The 15,255-nt window shown below is 61.9% G+C and carries 18 protein-coding genes; 12 read left to right on the forward strand and 6 right to left on the reverse strand.

The window, feature by feature from the left end; genetic code table 11:
- Positions 1–24: 24 nt before the first annotated feature.
- From NAV27_RS15385 to NAV27_RS15405, 4 genes are all read right to left on the reverse strand, one after another.
- Positions 25–189, reverse strand: coding sequence for an Arc family DNA-binding protein (locus tag NAV27_RS15385; protein ID WP_102828252.1), 165 nt, complete (start codon positions 187–189; stop codon positions 25–27).
- Positions 186–476 carry a DNA-binding protein gene (locus NAV27_RS15390; RefSeq protein WP_369805779.1) on the reverse strand — a complete coding sequence of 97 codons (291 nt, stop codon included), beginning with the start codon at positions 474–476 and terminating at the stop codon, positions 186–188. Before NAV27_RS15390 ends, NAV27_RS15385 begins: the two co-directional genes overlap by 4 nt.
- 456 nt (positions 477–932) lie before the next feature.
- Positions 933–1,502, reverse strand: a complete 570-nt coding sequence (locus NAV27_RS15400) for a YecA family protein (protein ID WP_102828249.1) — start codon at positions 1,500–1,502, stop codon at positions 933–935.
- A gap of 83 nt (positions 1,503–1,585) precedes the next feature.
- Entirely contained in the window at positions 1,586–2,065 is a 480-nt protein-coding gene (locus tag NAV27_RS15405; RefSeq protein ID WP_102828248.1) for a hypothetical protein, read from the reverse strand.
- Between the two features lie 418 nt (positions 2,066–2,483).
- Between NAV27_RS15405 and NAV27_RS15410 the strand changes: the two genes are divergently transcribed.
- Positions 2,484–2,801 carry a hypothetical protein gene (locus NAV27_RS15410; protein WP_102828247.1) on the forward strand — a complete coding sequence of 106 codons (318 nt, stop codon included), beginning with the start codon at positions 2,484–2,486 and terminating at the stop codon, positions 2,799–2,801.
- 27 nt (positions 2,802–2,828) lie between these two features.
- On the opposite strand, the gene NAV27_RS15415 is transcribed toward NAV27_RS15410, so the two are convergent.
- Both NAV27_RS15415 and NAV27_RS15420 read right to left on the reverse strand, forming a co-directional pair.
- Positions 2,829–3,293, reverse strand: a complete 465-nt coding sequence (locus tag NAV27_RS15415) for a glycine cleavage system protein H (RefSeq protein ID WP_102828246.1) — start codon at positions 3,291–3,293, stop codon at positions 2,829–2,831.
- On the reverse strand, positions 3,290–3,700 hold the full coding sequence (locus tag NAV27_RS15420; protein WP_369805882.1) for a DsrE family protein: 411 nt from the start codon (positions 3,698–3,700) through the stop codon (positions 3,290–3,292). Before NAV27_RS15420 ends, NAV27_RS15415 begins: the two co-directional genes overlap by 4 nt.
- Positions 3,701–3,790: 90 nt before the next feature.
- Between NAV27_RS15420 and cfaB the strand changes: the two genes are divergently transcribed.
- The 11 genes from cfaB to NAV27_RS15475 all read left to right on the forward strand — a co-directional run bounded on the left by cfaB (position 3,791) and on the right by NAV27_RS15475 (position 15,242).
- Positions 3,791–4,972 (forward strand): C17 cyclopropane fatty acid synthase CfaB, encoded by a 1,182-nt coding sequence (gene cfaB / locus NAV27_RS15425; protein ID WP_102828244.1) that lies wholly within the window; start codon positions 3,791–3,793, stop codon positions 4,970–4,972.
- Positions 4,973–5,041: 69 nt separating this feature from the next.
- Positions 5,042–6,805, forward strand: a complete 1,764-nt coding sequence (locus tag NAV27_RS15430) for a sensor histidine kinase (protein WP_102828243.1) — start codon at positions 5,042–5,044, stop codon at positions 6,803–6,805.
- A 32-nt stretch (positions 6,806–6,837) separates the two neighbouring features.
- Positions 6,838–8,199 carry a sigma-54-dependent transcriptional regulator gene (locus tag NAV27_RS15435; protein WP_102828242.1) on the forward strand — a complete coding sequence of 454 codons (1,362 nt, stop codon included), beginning with the start codon at positions 6,838–6,840 and terminating at the stop codon, positions 8,197–8,199.
- Between the two features lie 48 nt (positions 8,200–8,247).
- Positions 8,248–9,150, forward strand: coding sequence for a D-hexose-6-phosphate mutarotase (locus tag NAV27_RS15440; protein ID WP_102828241.1), 903 nt, complete (start codon positions 8,248–8,250; stop codon positions 9,148–9,150).
- Between the two features lie 358 nt (positions 9,151–9,508).
- Positions 9,509–11,068 (forward strand): type VI secretion system protein TssA, encoded by a 1,560-nt coding sequence (gene tssA / locus NAV27_RS15445; RefSeq protein ID WP_102828240.1) that lies wholly within the window; start codon positions 9,509–9,511, stop codon positions 11,066–11,068.
- Positions 11,069–11,084: 16 nt separating this feature from the next.
- The gene (gene tssB, locus NAV27_RS15450) at positions 11,085–11,591 is read left to right on the forward strand and encodes a type VI secretion system contractile sheath small subunit (RefSeq protein WP_102828239.1); all 507 of its coding nucleotides are present in this window, start codon (positions 11,085–11,087) and stop codon (positions 11,589–11,591) included.
- A 26-nt stretch (positions 11,592–11,617) separates the two neighbouring features.
- Complete coding sequence (tssC, locus tag NAV27_RS15455) at positions 11,618–13,096, forward strand: type VI secretion system contractile sheath large subunit (protein ID WP_102828238.1); 1,479 nt, start codon at positions 11,618–11,620, stop codon at positions 13,094–13,096.
- Positions 13,097–13,100: 4 nt separating this feature from the next.
- Positions 13,101–13,508, forward strand: coding sequence for a type VI secretion system baseplate subunit TssE (gene tssE / locus NAV27_RS15460; protein WP_003303358.1), 408 nt, complete (start codon positions 13,101–13,103; stop codon positions 13,506–13,508).
- Positions 13,509–13,519: 11 nt separating this feature from the next.
- The gene (locus tag NAV27_RS15465; RefSeq protein ID WP_102828237.1) at positions 13,520–14,029 is read left to right on the forward strand and encodes a PAAR domain-containing protein; all 510 of its coding nucleotides are present in this window, start codon (positions 13,520–13,522) and stop codon (positions 14,027–14,029) included.
- The gene (locus NAV27_RS15470; RefSeq protein WP_102828236.1) at positions 14,029–14,877 is read left to right on the forward strand and encodes a hypothetical protein; all 849 of its coding nucleotides are present in this window, start codon (positions 14,029–14,031) and stop codon (positions 14,875–14,877) included. The genes NAV27_RS15465 and NAV27_RS15470 overlap by 1 nt, the downstream gene beginning before the upstream one ends.
- Complete coding sequence (locus NAV27_RS15475) at positions 14,874–15,242, forward strand: hypothetical protein (RefSeq protein ID WP_054094149.1); 369 nt, start codon at positions 14,874–14,876, stop codon at positions 15,240–15,242. Before NAV27_RS15470 ends, NAV27_RS15475 begins: the two co-directional genes overlap by 4 nt.
- The last annotated feature ends 13 nt before the right edge of the window (positions 15,243–15,255 follow it).

Consider the following 15,255-nt stretch of genomic DNA (forward strand, 5'->3'; position numbering starts at 1 on the left):
CGAGGCTGTCGTCTTGCTTGGCGCTCATTGCGGCTGCTCCTGCTGGGGGTTGTCCTGGGCAAAGCTTGCTTCGAGGCGGATCACGACTTCGGCATTCATGGAACGTCGAGCCGCAAAGGCGGCCTGCTCGATCTTGGCGCGCAGCTCCGGCGGTACGCGCAGCTTGAATTGCGGGTCTGTTCGGCTCATAGCGCCCACTCCTGTTCGAGAAGCTGCTGGGTTAGCAAGGCCACATTGACCATGGTGCGTTTGCCTACCCGCTTCGAAGGCAGGTAGTTACGTTCCACCCAGGTGCGCACAACGATGGGTTCGTCGCCCATGCCGATCCACTCGGCGAATTTCTGCCACGGCATCAAGGGCGGGGCACCGTGCAGCTTTTGCGGGTCAAGACCTTCCGTATCCATAAGCTTTAATCCACTATGTTCAGCATTAATCAGTGAAGGATTAAGTACCTTGTACTTAAGCAAATAGTACACGACGCCATCGTGGTGTACATAGGACTAAGGCGAATCTTTTTCAATGAATGACCCTATAGCTGATAGAGCTATTCAATTGATGGATCTAGCTGGACTTGCTGCTTTCGCCGAAACCGGAACGAAGGAGTACTTCCGCTGGCAGAACGTCAAAAGAGGCCGAGCGCGAGTAGGCACTCAGGAAATAGAAGAGCTCGGGAAGCTTTTCCCGAGCTATCGGTGGTGGCTCATCACAGGCGAAGTGATGCCAGAGGTCGGTCAGACAAGCCCTGAATACGACGAGGCCAATAAAAACTTGAGCCCACCCAGCGCGGGATAGCAATCACACGGAAAGTAGCTAGGCGATGGTATGCCCGAACGCAGGGAGCAAAGTCGAAGTAGCGACATCACGCCTGCTGGGCTTTAGTCCGGACTAGAGTTTGCGTGCCGCGACAGGTCCGGTGAATGGATTTAGCATCACTAGATAGCTCCACAACACCGCTTGAACTTAGCGCCGCTTCCGCATGGGCACCGCTCATTGCGCCCCACTTTCTTTGGCGAAAGTGGAGCCACCTTAGGGGGCGGAGGCTCTACGATAACCTGCTGAATGACTTGTGTGACATTGATTGTGGTTGAGCTTGGAGCGGCGGGTGTTTGGGTGAATAGCTGGACCGCAGCCAAGATAACTGCAAGGAAGCCGTATAGCTCCGACCGATTCTCCGGCAGTAACTGCACCAACTTGGAGAGCGATGGAACTTCCTTTTCAATCCGGGACGCGACTTGTTCCCGTGTGTCTGATTTTGCCTTCGCCTCAGCCAGAATCTTTGCCAACTGAGTTAGTTCGGCAATCGTCCGTTCGGGCGCAGAAAGAATTTCAATGGTGTTACCAATAAAATTAAAAACTCCATCGGGCACATGCCCCATACCCCCGCAACAGGGACACGGACCGGATCTATTTCCAGCAAATGAAATATTTGTTGAGTTTTCAATAAAAATACCTGAACTGAAAACAGTGCCGCAGGTATCGCAAAAAGCCGGGAAAGATGGCATAGAGGTTCCTACTGTGATGACTACGTTTAGGTTAACGGGCCGCACGCCGCCACAGTGAACGAAGCGAACGATTTAACCGTTTGTTAGGTGTTATTTTGATCAATAACTTCATCTTGTGTTTTTATATCTGCGACTGATAAGCCAAATTTATGAAAATAGTTCTGATGGTTTTTGTCCTTGAAAGCAACTCTGTTTTGCTCGAAGAACTCTTTTGAGTACCAAGCTACGGAGAATTCAACAGTCATCCCTTCTCGAAACGATCTCTTCCACTCCCACATAATTCGAGGATTTTCTTTGGATCTCATTCGCTCATCTGACCATTGGAGCATACGAGCGCAGCGGATAATGTCGTCTTCGTTATCGAAGATCATAGTTACGTGCGTAAGTGCATAAGGAACAAGGTCCGCGTGCTGCTCAAGCATAGATCCATCAAGTATTTGCGTCCGTCCCGTCTTACCTTTTTTTACCCGTGCCAGCACATGGCGTGGTAACGGTTTTACCTCGTCCCGCAAGACGTTGAGTGGGTCGACACCCATCACCATCGGCTCAGTGTTTGCGCTCATCTTAGTTCTCTTATTATTGCATTGGGAATACAACGGCCATATCAGTAAAGCAGATGTTTATACATTAGCTTCGAGAAGCCTAAATTGAACCCATCCATAGGTTGCACTGCGTGCGCTGTTGAGCACGCTGTCCATGCGTGCCGTGTCGATAAAGTGTCGAAATCAATGCGGTCCAGCGCGGAACAAAGCTGGCACACACATGCGGCAGGCCCAGCAAAGCCGAAGACAGCCGAGCACTGCAAACCCAAAAAACGAGTTCGACTCCCACTGCCTTCCGCCATTGTCCTGCCCCGCCAATTCCGCCTAGCAAGCACATATGCGGCAGTTTGCCGCACCTGAGATATCAAAACGCCATCGCAGACGAATGCGAAATTCATCACAATCGTCTTTTTATCTTTCCAGGGACAGGAGAGTCGCGGTGAGCTACCCACCCGACGAGCGCCGCACGCTGCATGCGCTGCGCGATCATATCGATTGCCTGCTGGCAGCCGGGGCGTCGCTGACGGGCCGGGATCCGGTGCAGCTGAGTCTACAGGGCCGCACCCTCACGGTTCGGCACGGCATGCTGGTCAACGAGAATGGCCATCAGGACCTCATCGAGATGCTGGCCGGGCAGGAATGGGCGAACACACGCACACGAGATCTGGCGATCGATATCTGCATCAGGCAGCTCGACCACACGCTCCAGCAGAACAGCCTCAGGGTTCGCGACCAATCGAAACTAGACGAAGGCTGATACAAGCAGCCGCCACCCGCGCTGATTTCACTTCCACTGCAACGCCTGTACGTGGACGTTGGCCGGGTCGAAATTGTCCAGGCGCATACGCTCGGCGATGGCAACCAGCGCCGTCTCGCCTTGCGGAAACTGGTCGCGTATCGCCGGCCAGTCCAGCGGTTGCAGGCGCGCCATCCAGCCTTCGCCATAGCAGTCCCGGTTGATCAGGCTGGGCCGTTCGCGCAGTGCTTCGTTCACGGCCAGCAGCTCGCCGGTCAGCGGGCTGCGCGCAGAGGCGGCGGCCTTGGCGAATTCCACCACGCCGAAACCGCGATCGCGCTCGATGCGCATGCCGACGCGCTTGGGGGTGAAGGCGAAGATCTGTCCGTAGAGCGCACAGCCGTATGCCGTGAGGCCGAGCGTCACGCTGCCGTCGTCTTCCTCGCGCAGCCACAGGCTGTGTTCGGGGGCGTAACGCAGGGTGTCGGGGAATTCCAGGCCGTGCAGGTTCATAGGGTCAGGACTCTTTCGTATTCAAGGATCATCTGCGCCAGCTCGCCGCCACTGGAGATCTCGTCCAGCTCGTCGATCAGCGCGATACCCGTCAGGTCGACGCCCGGCTGGCGGCACATCAGCAGGCGCGCACCGGCCAGCCGGGCGTTGCGGATGAAGTGCAGCAGCGGCTCGCCATCGGCCACCGCGCGCAGCGACTCGGCCACGTCGCGGCGGGCCAGCTGCGTTCCTTCACCCGTGAGGTAGAGCGTCACCTCGGCATCCATACAGGCCAGCAGCGTGGCGATATGGAACGGTGCGGCGCAACGTGCCGGCGTGCTCGGGCCGCTGGCCACCAGGATCAGGACCCGCTGATTAGGTGCATGCATATCACCGCTCCACGTCCGAACAATGAGGCCGGATCGCATCCGACGCATAGACGGAAACTATCACGACCCTGACCTATAGTTTCAAGTTGTTGGACTACGATTGTTCGGTGATGAAAAGGAGATCCCGGCATGATCGCTTCATTGCTTCCGACCTTGAAAGACCTTCAGCTGCCGTTGCGCCTGCGCCTGTGGGACGGCAGCGACATCGATATCGGACCGTCCCCGTCCGTCACCCTGGTGATTCGCGATCCGCAACTGGTGGCGCAACTGGCGCGGCCGAGTCTCGATCTGCTCGGTACCGCCTATGTTGAGGGCCTGATCGATCTGCAAGGTCCGGTCGATGAGGTGATCCGCATCGGCGACACCATCACCCGCGTGCTGGGCGAGGACAATATGCCGCTGCCGACGCGCGAGGCTCACGACAAGGCCACCGACGCCGAGGCCATTTCCTATCACTACGACCTGTCCAACGCGTTCTACCAGCTCTGGCTGGACCGCGACATGGTCTACTCCTGCGCCTACTTCGAAACCGGCGACGAGGATCTCGAACAGGCGCAGCAGGCCAAGCTGCGCCATCTGTGCCGCAAGCTGCGGCTCAAGCCCGGCGAGCGGCTACTGGATGTCGGCTGCGGCTGGGGCGGACTGGCGCGCTATGCCGCTCGCGAGTTCGGCGTTCAGGTGCACGGCATCACCCTCAGCCAGCAGCAGCTGGAGCTGGGGCGCGAGCGGGTGGCGGCCGAGGGGCTGGCCGGTCAGGTAACGCTGGAGCTGATGGACTATCGCGACCTGCCGCGCGATGGGCGTTTCGACAAGGTCGTCAGCGTCGGCATGTTCGAGCACGTCGGCCACGTCAACCTGCCGCTGTACTGCCAGCGCCTGTTCGATGCCGTGCGCCCGGGCGGGCTGGTGATGAATCACGGGATCACCGCCCGCCACACCGATGGTCGGCCGGTGGGCCACGGCGCCGGCGAATTCATCGACCGCTATGTCTTCCCGCACGGCGAGCTGCCGCACCTGGTGAATATCAGCGGCAGCATCAGTGACGCCGGGCTGGAAATCGTCGATGTGGAGAGCCTGCGTCTGCACTATGCCCGCACACTGGAATTCTGGAGCGCACGCCTGGAGGCCAACCTGGAGCAGGCACGGCAGCTGGTTCCCGAGCGCGCATTGCGTATCTGGCGGCTGTATCTGGCCGGTTGCGCCTATGGCTTCCGGCACAACTGGATCAACCTGCATCAGATCCTCGCCAGCAAGCCGCATGCGGATGGCTCGCACGAGCTGCCGTGGAGCCGCGCCGACCTGTATCGCTGAGACAGAACGGGCCGGACCTGCGGCGCCGACATTTGCTCTACTATCGCCCGATAGCCCGAGCGAGCGTCCATGCCCAGCCCACTTCGCCATCCGCGCGTCATCCTCATCGTTGCGCTGATCGCTCTCGGCCTGCTGCTCAGCATGCACTGGGCGGGGCGTCTGGCCGAGCAGCGCGCCCTGCTCGAACGCAGCCAGGAGGCACGCGGCCAGCTGGAGCTGTATGCCCAGGCCATCCACACCCAGGTCGAACGTTTCCGCTCGGTGCCGGCGCTGCTGGCGCTGGACAGCGATATCCAGGCGCTGCTGGCGGAACCCGACGATCAGCGCCTGCGCAAGCAGCTCAATCGGCGCCTCGAACAGCAGAACCAGGCCGCCGGCTCCTCGGTGCTTTATCTGCTCGATCGCAACGGCGACACCCTTGCGGCCAGCAACTGGCGTGAATGGAGCAGCTTCGTCGGCAACAACTATGCGTTTCGCCCGTACTTCAGCGACGCCTTGCAGCGCGGCAGCGGCCGCTATTTCGCGGTCGGCGTCACCACCGGCATCCCCGGCTACTTTCTCTCCAGCGCGGTGAAGAACGCCGCCGGCGAGGTGCTCGGCGTGCTGGTGGTCAAGCTGGAACTCGAGGACATGCAGCGCGAGTGGGTCGGGCAGCCGGGCATCCTGCTGGTCGCCGACTCGCTGGACATCGTCATCCTCAGCAACCGCCCGGCTTGGCGCTTCAGCCACCTGCGCCCGCTCAGCGACGCGGTGCGCAGTCGCCTGGTGGCGGCACGCCGCTATGCCGAGCAGACGCTGCGGCCGCTCTACAGCGAACAGCTCGAGCGCATCGACGCGCATGGCGACCGGCGCCGGGTCGAAGGGCCGGACGGCCGCCAGGATTACCTCTGGCAACGCCTGCAACTGCCGCAGGAGAACTGGACGCTGCATCTGCTGCTGGAACCGCAATCGGCGATCGCCAGCGCGCGCAGCTATCGTCTGGCCGCCGCCGGCGTGTGGATGACCCTGGCCTTCCTGCTGCTCTACCTCGCCCAGCGGCGCAAGACGCGGCGCGTCGAACAGCGCAGCCGCAACGAGCTGGAGCGTCTGGTGGCCGAACGCACCCGCGAGCTGCACACCGCTCAGGACGAACTGGTGCACGCCGCGCGCATGGCGGCGCTGGGGCAGATGTCCGCCGCGCTGGCGCACGAGATCAATCAGCCGCTGACTGCGCTGCGCATGCAGCTGGCCAGCCTGCGCCTGCTGCTCGACAGCGGCCGCGATGCCGACGTGCGCCAAGGCCTCGGCCATGTCGAAGGGCTGCTCGAACGCATGGCCGCGCTGACCGGCCATCTCAAGACCTTCGCCCGCAAGAGCCCGGCCGGACTACGCCAGCGCCTGCGTCTGGCCGAGGTGCTGGAACAGGCGCTGCAGCTGTTGGCGCCGCGCATTCGCAGCGAGCAGGTCGAGGTGCAACGGCAGATTCCGCCCGAGGCCTGGATCGAGGGCGACGCCATCCGCCTGGAACAGGTGCTGATCAACCTGCTGAACAACGCCCTGGACGCCATGAACGGACAGCCGCAGCCGCGCCTGCGCATCGACTGCCAGCGCCGCGGCGACAGCTGGCAGCTCTGCGTCGCCGACAATGGCGGCGGCATCGGCGGCGAGCACCTGGAGCAGGTCTTCGAGCCGTTCTTCACCACCAAGCCGGTGGGCCAGGGGCTTGGCCTAGGGCTGGCCGTCTCCTACGCCATCGTGCGTGATTTCGGCGGCACCCTCGCGGTGCACAACGACGAGCACGGCGCCGTCTTTACCCTGACCCTGCCGGCTGCCGAGGCCGGCGCGACCGCGTAAACTGCCGCAGCCAGGCAGACGAGGAGCGGAGCATGGGCGCACAGGTGGTCTTCATCGACGACGAAGCAGCAATTCGCCAGGCCGTGCAGCAGTGGCTGGAACTGTCCGGCTTCGAGGTGCGTACCTTCGCCCGCGCGCGCGAGGCCCTGGCCGTTATCGACCGCGACTTTCCCGGCGTGCTGATCAGCGACGTGCGCATGCCGGATCTCGACGGCCTCGGCCTGCTTGAACAGCTGGTCGAACTGGACCCCGACTTGCCGGTGATCATGGTCACCGGCCACGGCGACGTGCCGATGGCAGTGCAGGCACTGCGTCAGGGCGCCTACGACTTCATCGAGAAACCCTTCACCCCCGAGCGCCTGCTCGACAGCGTGCGCCGCGCGCAGGAGAAGCGCCGGCTGGTCTGCGAGAACCGCCAGCTACGCGAACAGTTCAACCGCCGGGGGCGCATCGAATCGCAACTGCTGGGCGTTTCCCGTGCGATGGAAAACCTGCGCCGGCAGGTGCTGGAGCTGGCCGGCACCGATGTCAACGTGCTGATCCGCGGCGACACCGGCAGCGGCAAGGAACAGGTGGCGTGCTGCCTGCACGACTTCAGCCCGCGCGCCAGCGGCCCGTTCGTCGCGCTGAACTGCGCGGCGATCCCGGAGACCATCTTCGAGAGCGAGCTGTTCGGCCACGAGAGCGGCGCCTTCACCGGCGCGCAGGGCAAGCGCATCGGCCGCATCGAACACGCCGCCGGCGGCACGCTGTTTCTCGACGAGATCGAAAGCATGCCGCTGGCGCAGCAGGTCAAGCTGCTGCGCGTACTGCAGGAAAAGACCCTGGAGCGCCTGGGCTCCAATCGCAGCATCGAGGTCGACCTGCGGGTAATCAGCGCCGCCAAGCCGGACCTGCTGAACGAAGTGCGCGGCGGGCGTTTTCGCGAAGACCTGCTGTACCGCCTGAACGTCGCCGAACTGCATATTCCACCGCTGCGCGAACGCCGCGAGGACATTCCGCTGCTGTTCGAGCACTTCGCCCACCAGGCCGCCGAGCGCCACGGCCGCACAGCGCCGGCGGTGTCACCCGGTGAACTGGCACGCCTGCTCGCCCACGACTGGCCAGGCAATGTGCGCGAACTGATCAACGCCGCCGAACGCCACGCGCTCGGCCTCAGCGCGCCGGCGCCAGCCAGCCGCGGCGGCCAGTCGCTTGCCGAACAGCTGGAAGCCTACGAGGCGCAATGCCTGCATAACGCCCTGCAGCACTGCAAAGGCAACATCGCCGAGGTCATGGCCGTGCTGCAGCTGCCGCGCCGCACGCTCAACGAAAAGATGCAGCGCCACGGTCTCAGCCGCAGCGACTACCTGCCAGCCGGTAGCGACGAGCGCAGCGGCGGAATCCCATCGTGACCGTGCGGTCATAGCCTCGCTCATCCAACCGATTTTCCGAGAACGCACATGCCCATCGACATCCAACGCATCGACATGGATCAACTCGTCTGCTGGCGCATCCGCCGTGGCGACGCCGAGCTGCTGGTCGCCGAACAGGGCGCGCAGGTGCTCAACTATCGCCAGGGCGACGCGGCGCCGCTGATCTGGCTCAGCGAACAGGCGCAGTTCAAGCAGGGCCAGTCGGTGCGCGGCGGCGTGCCGATCTGCTGGCCGTGGTTCGGCGATCTGGCGCGCAATCCGCCAGCGGTGCAGGCGGCTTACCACAGCGAGCAGCCCGCGCCCTTCCACGGGCTGGTACGCGCCCTGCCGTGGCAACTGGCCGAGCAACGTTGCGAGGGTGATGTCGTGCTGCTCGAGTTCCGCTGCGCGCAGGCGCAGGCGCAGCTGCCTGGCTGGCCCCACGCCGTCGAGCTGACCCTGCAGATTCGCCTTGCCGATCGGTTGCGGCTGACGCTAACCAGCCATAACCGCGGCGACCGGCCGGTTGCCATCAGCCAGGCGCTACACAGCTACTTCGCCGTCAGCGACATCCGTCAGGTAGAGGTCGAAGGCCTCGACGGTCGCCCCTATGTGGAAACCCTGGCGGACTGGGAAACGCGCCGGCAGCAGGGCAACCTGCGTTTTTCCGGGGAAACCGACCGCATCTACCTCGACCTGCCGGCGAGCCTCAGCGTGATCGACCACGGCTGGAACCGTCGCATTCTGCTCACCAGCAGCGGTTCTTCATCGGCGGTGCTGTGGAATCCGTGGATCGACAAGGCGCAGCGTCTGTCGAGCTTCGCCAACGACGCCTGGCAACGCATGCTGTGCATCGAAACGGCGAATGTTCTCGGCGATGCGTTCGAACTGCAGCCTGGCGAACAGCATGCGATGTCGGTGGAAATTCATTCGCAGAACGACGCGCTATAACAAACTTCGCCGGCATTCCGTGACGCAGTGGCCGTTTGCCTGTAAGCCATCGGCCATATATAACGGGCATATCTCGCACATTGAAAGTTGCCTCACGACAATCAATCTGAACCTGCTTTCCAATTAGTTCCGCTGCGCCCCGATTAATCTTTTCCAATGTTAGTCGGGTCACACTTCTCGCCTTGAATGCCCCCTCCCATCCGCCTAGGATGCCCACCCCATGAGGCCGCTGCGCAACTAATTGCGCAACGAAAAGTGCGCAAGAAGTTGCGCAGCCTACTCGCGGAGTGTTCCTGAACATATATAAAGGTGCACTTCATAAGTTCACGGATAGAACTTGAGCGTCACGGAAGACCCCATGCATGCCAGCGCACTCAGCCAGCATTATCTGGAACTCGCCAGAAAGCCGGTCAATGACAGCAATTTCGCCGGTGACGATATTCGTTACAGCAGCGAGTTCGAGTCATTGGAAGCCGAGCTGGCCAAGGCCGGCGCGCTGCACCAGACCACCGGCATCGACTGGCAAAAGGTCCGCGAAGGCAGCGAGCTGCTGCTCACCTCGCTGTCCAAAGACCTGCGCGCCGCCGCCTGGCTGACCTGGAGCCTGTTCCAGCGCGAATCCTTCGCCGGCCTGCAGGCCGGCCTCAACCTGCTGCAATACCTGTGCAGCAATCACTGGGATGAGCTGCATCCACGCAAGCCACGCACGCGTGCCGCCGCGATCAACTGGTTGCTGCCGCGCCTGGAGCAGACCTTTTCCGAAGACGTGCCGGTCGGCGAACAGCTGCCACTGTTCCGCAGCCTGGCCGAGCAACTGCACGCACTGGAACAGTGTCTGTCCGGCCATCTGGGCGAAGACGCGCCGCTGCTGCTGCCGCTGTGCCGCCAGCTCGACGGCATGGTCAAGCGCGCCAGCTCGGGGCAACCGCAGCCCGGAACGGTCGGCGCAGCCATCGCCCAGGTGAAGCAGGTCGCCAGCCAGGTCTTCGCCCCCGGCTCGCCGATTGAGAATGACAAGGAAGCGCTGAAGGCCGTGCGGAACCTGCAGGAGCAGGCGCGCCCGTTGACCGCCTGGTGGCTCAAGCAGCGCACCAGCGATCTGCGCCCGCTGCGCCTGTCACGCACCCTTCTGTGGCTGAGCATCGACAGCCTGCCGGAGCACAACAGCGAGCAGATCACCGCTTTGCGTGGGATACCCGCCGACAAACTGGCCAACTACCGCGAACGCTTCAACCAGGGGCAGTACGCCGACCTGCTGGTGGACCTGGAGAACAGCACAGCGCGTGCGCCGTTCTGGCTGGACGGCCAGCGCCTGGCCTGGGAATGCCTGCAGGAGCTGGCGGCCGAACAGGCCATGCGCGAGGTGGAGATTCAGCTCGCGCTGTTCCTGCAGCGCCTGCCGCGCCTGGAGGAGCTGCGCTTTCACGACGGCACCCCGTTCGCCGACGCCGAAACCCGCGCCTGGATCAGCGGCCAGGTCCTGCCCCATGTGCAGCCTGCCGCCGCGAGACAGGAAGAGCCGCCTGCCGTGGGCAGCGTGCAGCCAAGCTGGGAGCTGGCGTTGCAGGAAGCGCTGCCGCTGTTGCGCAAGGAAGGCCTCAAGCCCGCCGTACAGCAGCTCAAGCAGGGCCTGACGCGCGCCCGTGGCGGCCGCGAGCGCTTCTTCTGGCAGCTGAGTCTCGCCCGCCTGTGCTACCAGGCCAAGAAATACGAGCTGGCCAAAACCCAGCTCGAAGCACTCGACCAGCAGCTCGAAGCCAGTGGCCTGGGCAGCTGGGAACCCGATCTCGCCCTCGAGGTACTGCGCCTGCTGCACAGCTGTTGCGAGCTGCTGCCGCAGAACCACGCCGTGCGTGAAAGCAAGGATGAGATTTACCGCAGGCTGTGCCACCTCGATCTCGAAGTGGTGCTGGATTAACGCAAAGGAGAACACCATGGCCAAAGAAGGCTCGGTTGCACCCAAGGAACGCATCAACGTCACGTTCAAGCCGGCCACCGGCAACGCTCAGGAAGAGGTCGAGCTGCCCCTCAAGCTGATGGTGCTGGGCGATTTCACCCAGCGCGCCGACGACCGCAAGATCGAGGACCGCAAGCCCATCGCCATCGAGAAGAACAGCTTCGACGAGGTCCTGGCCAAGCAGGAGCTGAACCTGACCTTCGGCGTGCCGAACCGTCTGCAGGACGAGCAGACGGACGACGAGCTGGCCGTGCAGCTGCGCATCAATTCGATGAAGGACTTCAACCCGGCCAATCTGGTCGAGCAGGTTCCTGAGCTGAAGAAGCTGATGGAACTGCGCGATGCCCTGGTCGCCCTGAAGGGCCCGCTGGGCAATGCTCCGGCCTTCCGCAAGGCCATCGAAAGCGTACTCGCCGACGACGATTCGCGTGACCGCGTACTCGGCGAGCTGGGCCTGGCGGCCAAAGAGAAGCTGGACGCCTGATATCACCGACAAGGAAGCACATCTACATGACCACTAGCGCAGCCGCCGTCGAGCACGGCAACCACCTCGTCGAAGGCGGCATCCTCGACCGCATCATCGCCGAAACCCGCCTGACCCCGGACGACGAGGCCTACGACATCGCCAAGCGCGGCGTCTCGGCCTTTATCGAAGAACTGCTCAAGCCGCAGAACGAAAACGAGCCGGTGAAGAAGGCGATGGTCGACCGCATGATCGCGGAGATCGACGCCAAGCTCAGCCGGCAGATGGACGAGATCCTCCACCACCCACAGTTCCAGGCGCTGGAATCCTCCTGGCGCGGCCTGAAGCTGCTGGTGGATCGCACCAACTTCCGCGAGAACATCAAGCTCGAGCTGCTCAACGCCTCCAAGCAGGACCTGCTGGATGACTTCGAGGACAGCCCGGAGATCGTTCAGTCCGGTCTGTACAAACACATCTACACCGCCGAGTACGGCCAGTTCGGCGGCCAGCCGGTCGGTGCGCTGATCGCCAACTACTTCTTCGACCCCAGCGCGCCCGACGTGAAGACCATGCAGTACGTCGCCAGCGTCGCGAGCATGGCCCACGCGCCGTTCATCGCCGCTGCCGGTCCGAAATTCTTCGGCCTGGAAAGCTTCACCGGCCTGCCGGACCTGAAGGACCTCAAGGATCACTTCGAGGGCCCGCAGTTCACCAAGTGGCAGAGCTTCCGCGAACAGGAAGATGCCCGCTACGTCGGTCTGACCGTGCCGCGCTTCCTGCTGCGCAATCCCTACGACCCAGAAGACAACCCGGTGAAGAGCTTCGTCTACAAGGAAAACGTTGCCGGCAGCCACGAGCACTACCTATGGGGCAACACTGCCTACACCTTCGCCAGCCGCCTGACCGACAGCTTCGCCAAGTTCCGCTGGTGCCCGAACATCATCGGCCCGCAGAGCGGCGGCGCAGTGGAAGACCTGCCGCTGCACCACTTCGAGAGCATGGGCGAGATCGAGACCAAGATCCCGACCGAGGTCCTGGTTTCCGATCGCCGCGAGTACGAGCTGGCCGAGGAAGGCTTCATCGCCCTTACCATGCGCAAGGGCAGCGATAACGCCGCGTTCTTCTCCGCCAACTCGGCGCAAAAGCCGAAGTTCTTCGGCAACAGCGAGGAAGGCAAGACCGCCGAGCTGAACTACAAGCTCGGCACCCAGCTGCCCTACCTGTTCATCGTCAACCGCCTGGCGCACTACCTGAAGGTGCTGCAGCGCGAGCAGATCGGTGCCTGGAAGGAGCGCACCGACCTTGAGCTGGAATTGAACAAGTGGATTCGCCAGTTCGTCGCCGATCAGGAGAATCCAAGCTCCGAAGTACGCAGCCGTCGTCCGCTGCGCGCCGCCCAGGTCAACGTCAGCGACGTCGAGGGCGAACCGGGCTGGTACCGCGTCAGCCTCAGCGTGCGTCCGCACTTCAAATACATGGGCGCGGATTTCACCCTGTCGCTGGTCGGCAAGCTGGACAAGGAATAAGCACTTGAACGGATACGGCAGCCTCTTCGAACGCCTCGGCGGCGACGCCGCGCGGCGTTCCGGCTGGAGCCGCGAAGTCGCGGCGATGGCCTCGGTGGCTGCCCATCTGGCCAAGATGCTCAGCACCCGAGCGGGCAGCGTGCAGACGCTGCCCGACTACGGGTTGCCCGATCTCAACGATATGCGCCTGTCGCTGCACGACTCGCTGCAGCAGGCGCGTATCGCCATCGAACGTTTCATCGAAGCGTACGAACCCAGGCTGACCCAGGTGCGCGTGCTGTCGCTGCCGCGAACCCATGACCCACTGACGCTCGCCTTCACCATCGAAGGCCTGCTGGAAGTGGATGGCCTCAAGCGCCAGGTCAGCTTTTCCGCCAGCCTGGATGGCAGCGGACAGGTCAAGGTCCAGTAAGGAGACAACGGATGTCCGGCAAACCCGCAGCCCGCCTCGGCGACCCTACCGCCTGCCCGCAGACGGGCCACGGCACCAACCCCATCGCCGCCGGCTCGCCCGACGTGCTGTTCGACGGCCTGCCGGCCGCACGCATGGGCGACGCTTCCGCCTGTGGCGGCGCAATGGCTAGCGCCGTGATCCCCAACGTACTGATCGATGGCAAGCCGGCGGCGGTGGTGGGCAGTGTGGGGAGTCACGGTAACGTGGTGGTGAGTGGGTCGGGGACGGTGATTATTGGTACTAGTGGGAGTGGGGCGGCATTTAAAGCACCGTCTCCACTCACGATCAGTGGGACTTTTGATCGCGCGTTTATGCTGACCACTGCGGAAGGTAAACCCGTTGAAGGACTTGGCTATCGACTGGTTTCGGCCAGCGGTCTCTCTCGCTTAGGCAGCACTTCAAGCGCTGGTGATACAGGCAATTTCTCGACTGGCGCCCAGCAGGAGCCGATCACGCTGTATATCTCGGGGGCCGAGTGATGGAAACCATCATTACTTTGGATGGAGTCAGCCATACCTTTGAGACAACAGATGGTAAAACCGAGCTGAAACTGCAGTCCGAGAGCACTCCGAGCAAAGACCAGAAACCGAAACAGATTCAGGTTCCGACCATATGGCTGATCACCCGCAGAAGCGGATTTCCTCTCTTCGCCGTGCGTCCGAAACAAGGCGAAACGCCATTTCGCATCATCAATGCTGAAAAACTCTACGCAGAGAAAATCCAGTGGTTTGAGCCGTTGGCAGATCATTATCGAGAGCTGATCTGGCAACACCCTGAATCGTCCACTCCAGGCTCTGAGGCCTATACCGCATACAAGCACTTCACTTGGCAGCAGATCATCGACTTCTCCGTCGTAGATCGCTGGTCGATCAGCTTTTCCAAGGGACTTCCCGGGGACTGGAAAGCCAACTCCGATGGCGGGGCCGGCTTTCTGATGGTCATGGTCGATAAACTTCCGTTCTGGACCGATGCCGTCGGACAGATTCCCTTCGCGGTCGACACCTTCAGAAAATATCTCGAAGAGCTACGCGTTAGTCCTGAGGCCATCCGCAAGACCGTGCGTACCGGCATGGAGTATGGAGACGGAAATCCGCTCGCTCCCAATAGCGATCCAACCAATGAATACGACAACTACATGGTGCTGCGTGGATCGCTCTGGGCGTCGGAAAACTTCCAACTAATCGTCACGAAGGAGTTGCTCCAAACACGTGACGTAGTTCGTACCGTCGAGCGGACAAGAACAGTCCACCAACCGGTCTCCTCACGCTATCTCCAGCAACCCATCTCCACCGAATCACTCGCAATCTACGGAGAGTGGAAGAAATGAATCGACAAAAACTCACTGCCCTGACGTGTCACGCCCTGGCATGCTTGCTGTTCCCAATAGCCACCACACTGGGCTTTCAAGCTTTTACGGCCATCTTCGGTGCCACGCAGTCCAGAGGTGTCGCGATAGGTCTGGCGGTCCAGCTTATTTTCGCTGCCTTCGTTATGACCAATGCACTAATCGCCATAACCAAAAACCTGAAGGCAAAGATTGTTCTGGTCAGTGCATTGGTACTGGCAAACCTGCTGTATCTGCTTCCGCAACATCCTCTACGTGCACTGTTCTTCGCTGGGCTGTCTGGCGGGTTATCGCTTCTGGCTATCTATGCCGCCATGCACTATGGCTCTAAAGCCAAAAGCGCTTGAGATATAGCGACTA

This window comes from Stutzerimonas degradans (assembly GCF_024448505.1).
In the GTDB taxonomy this organism is placed as follows: Bacteria; Pseudomonadota; Gammaproteobacteria; order Pseudomonadales; family Pseudomonadaceae; genus Stutzerimonas; species Stutzerimonas degradans.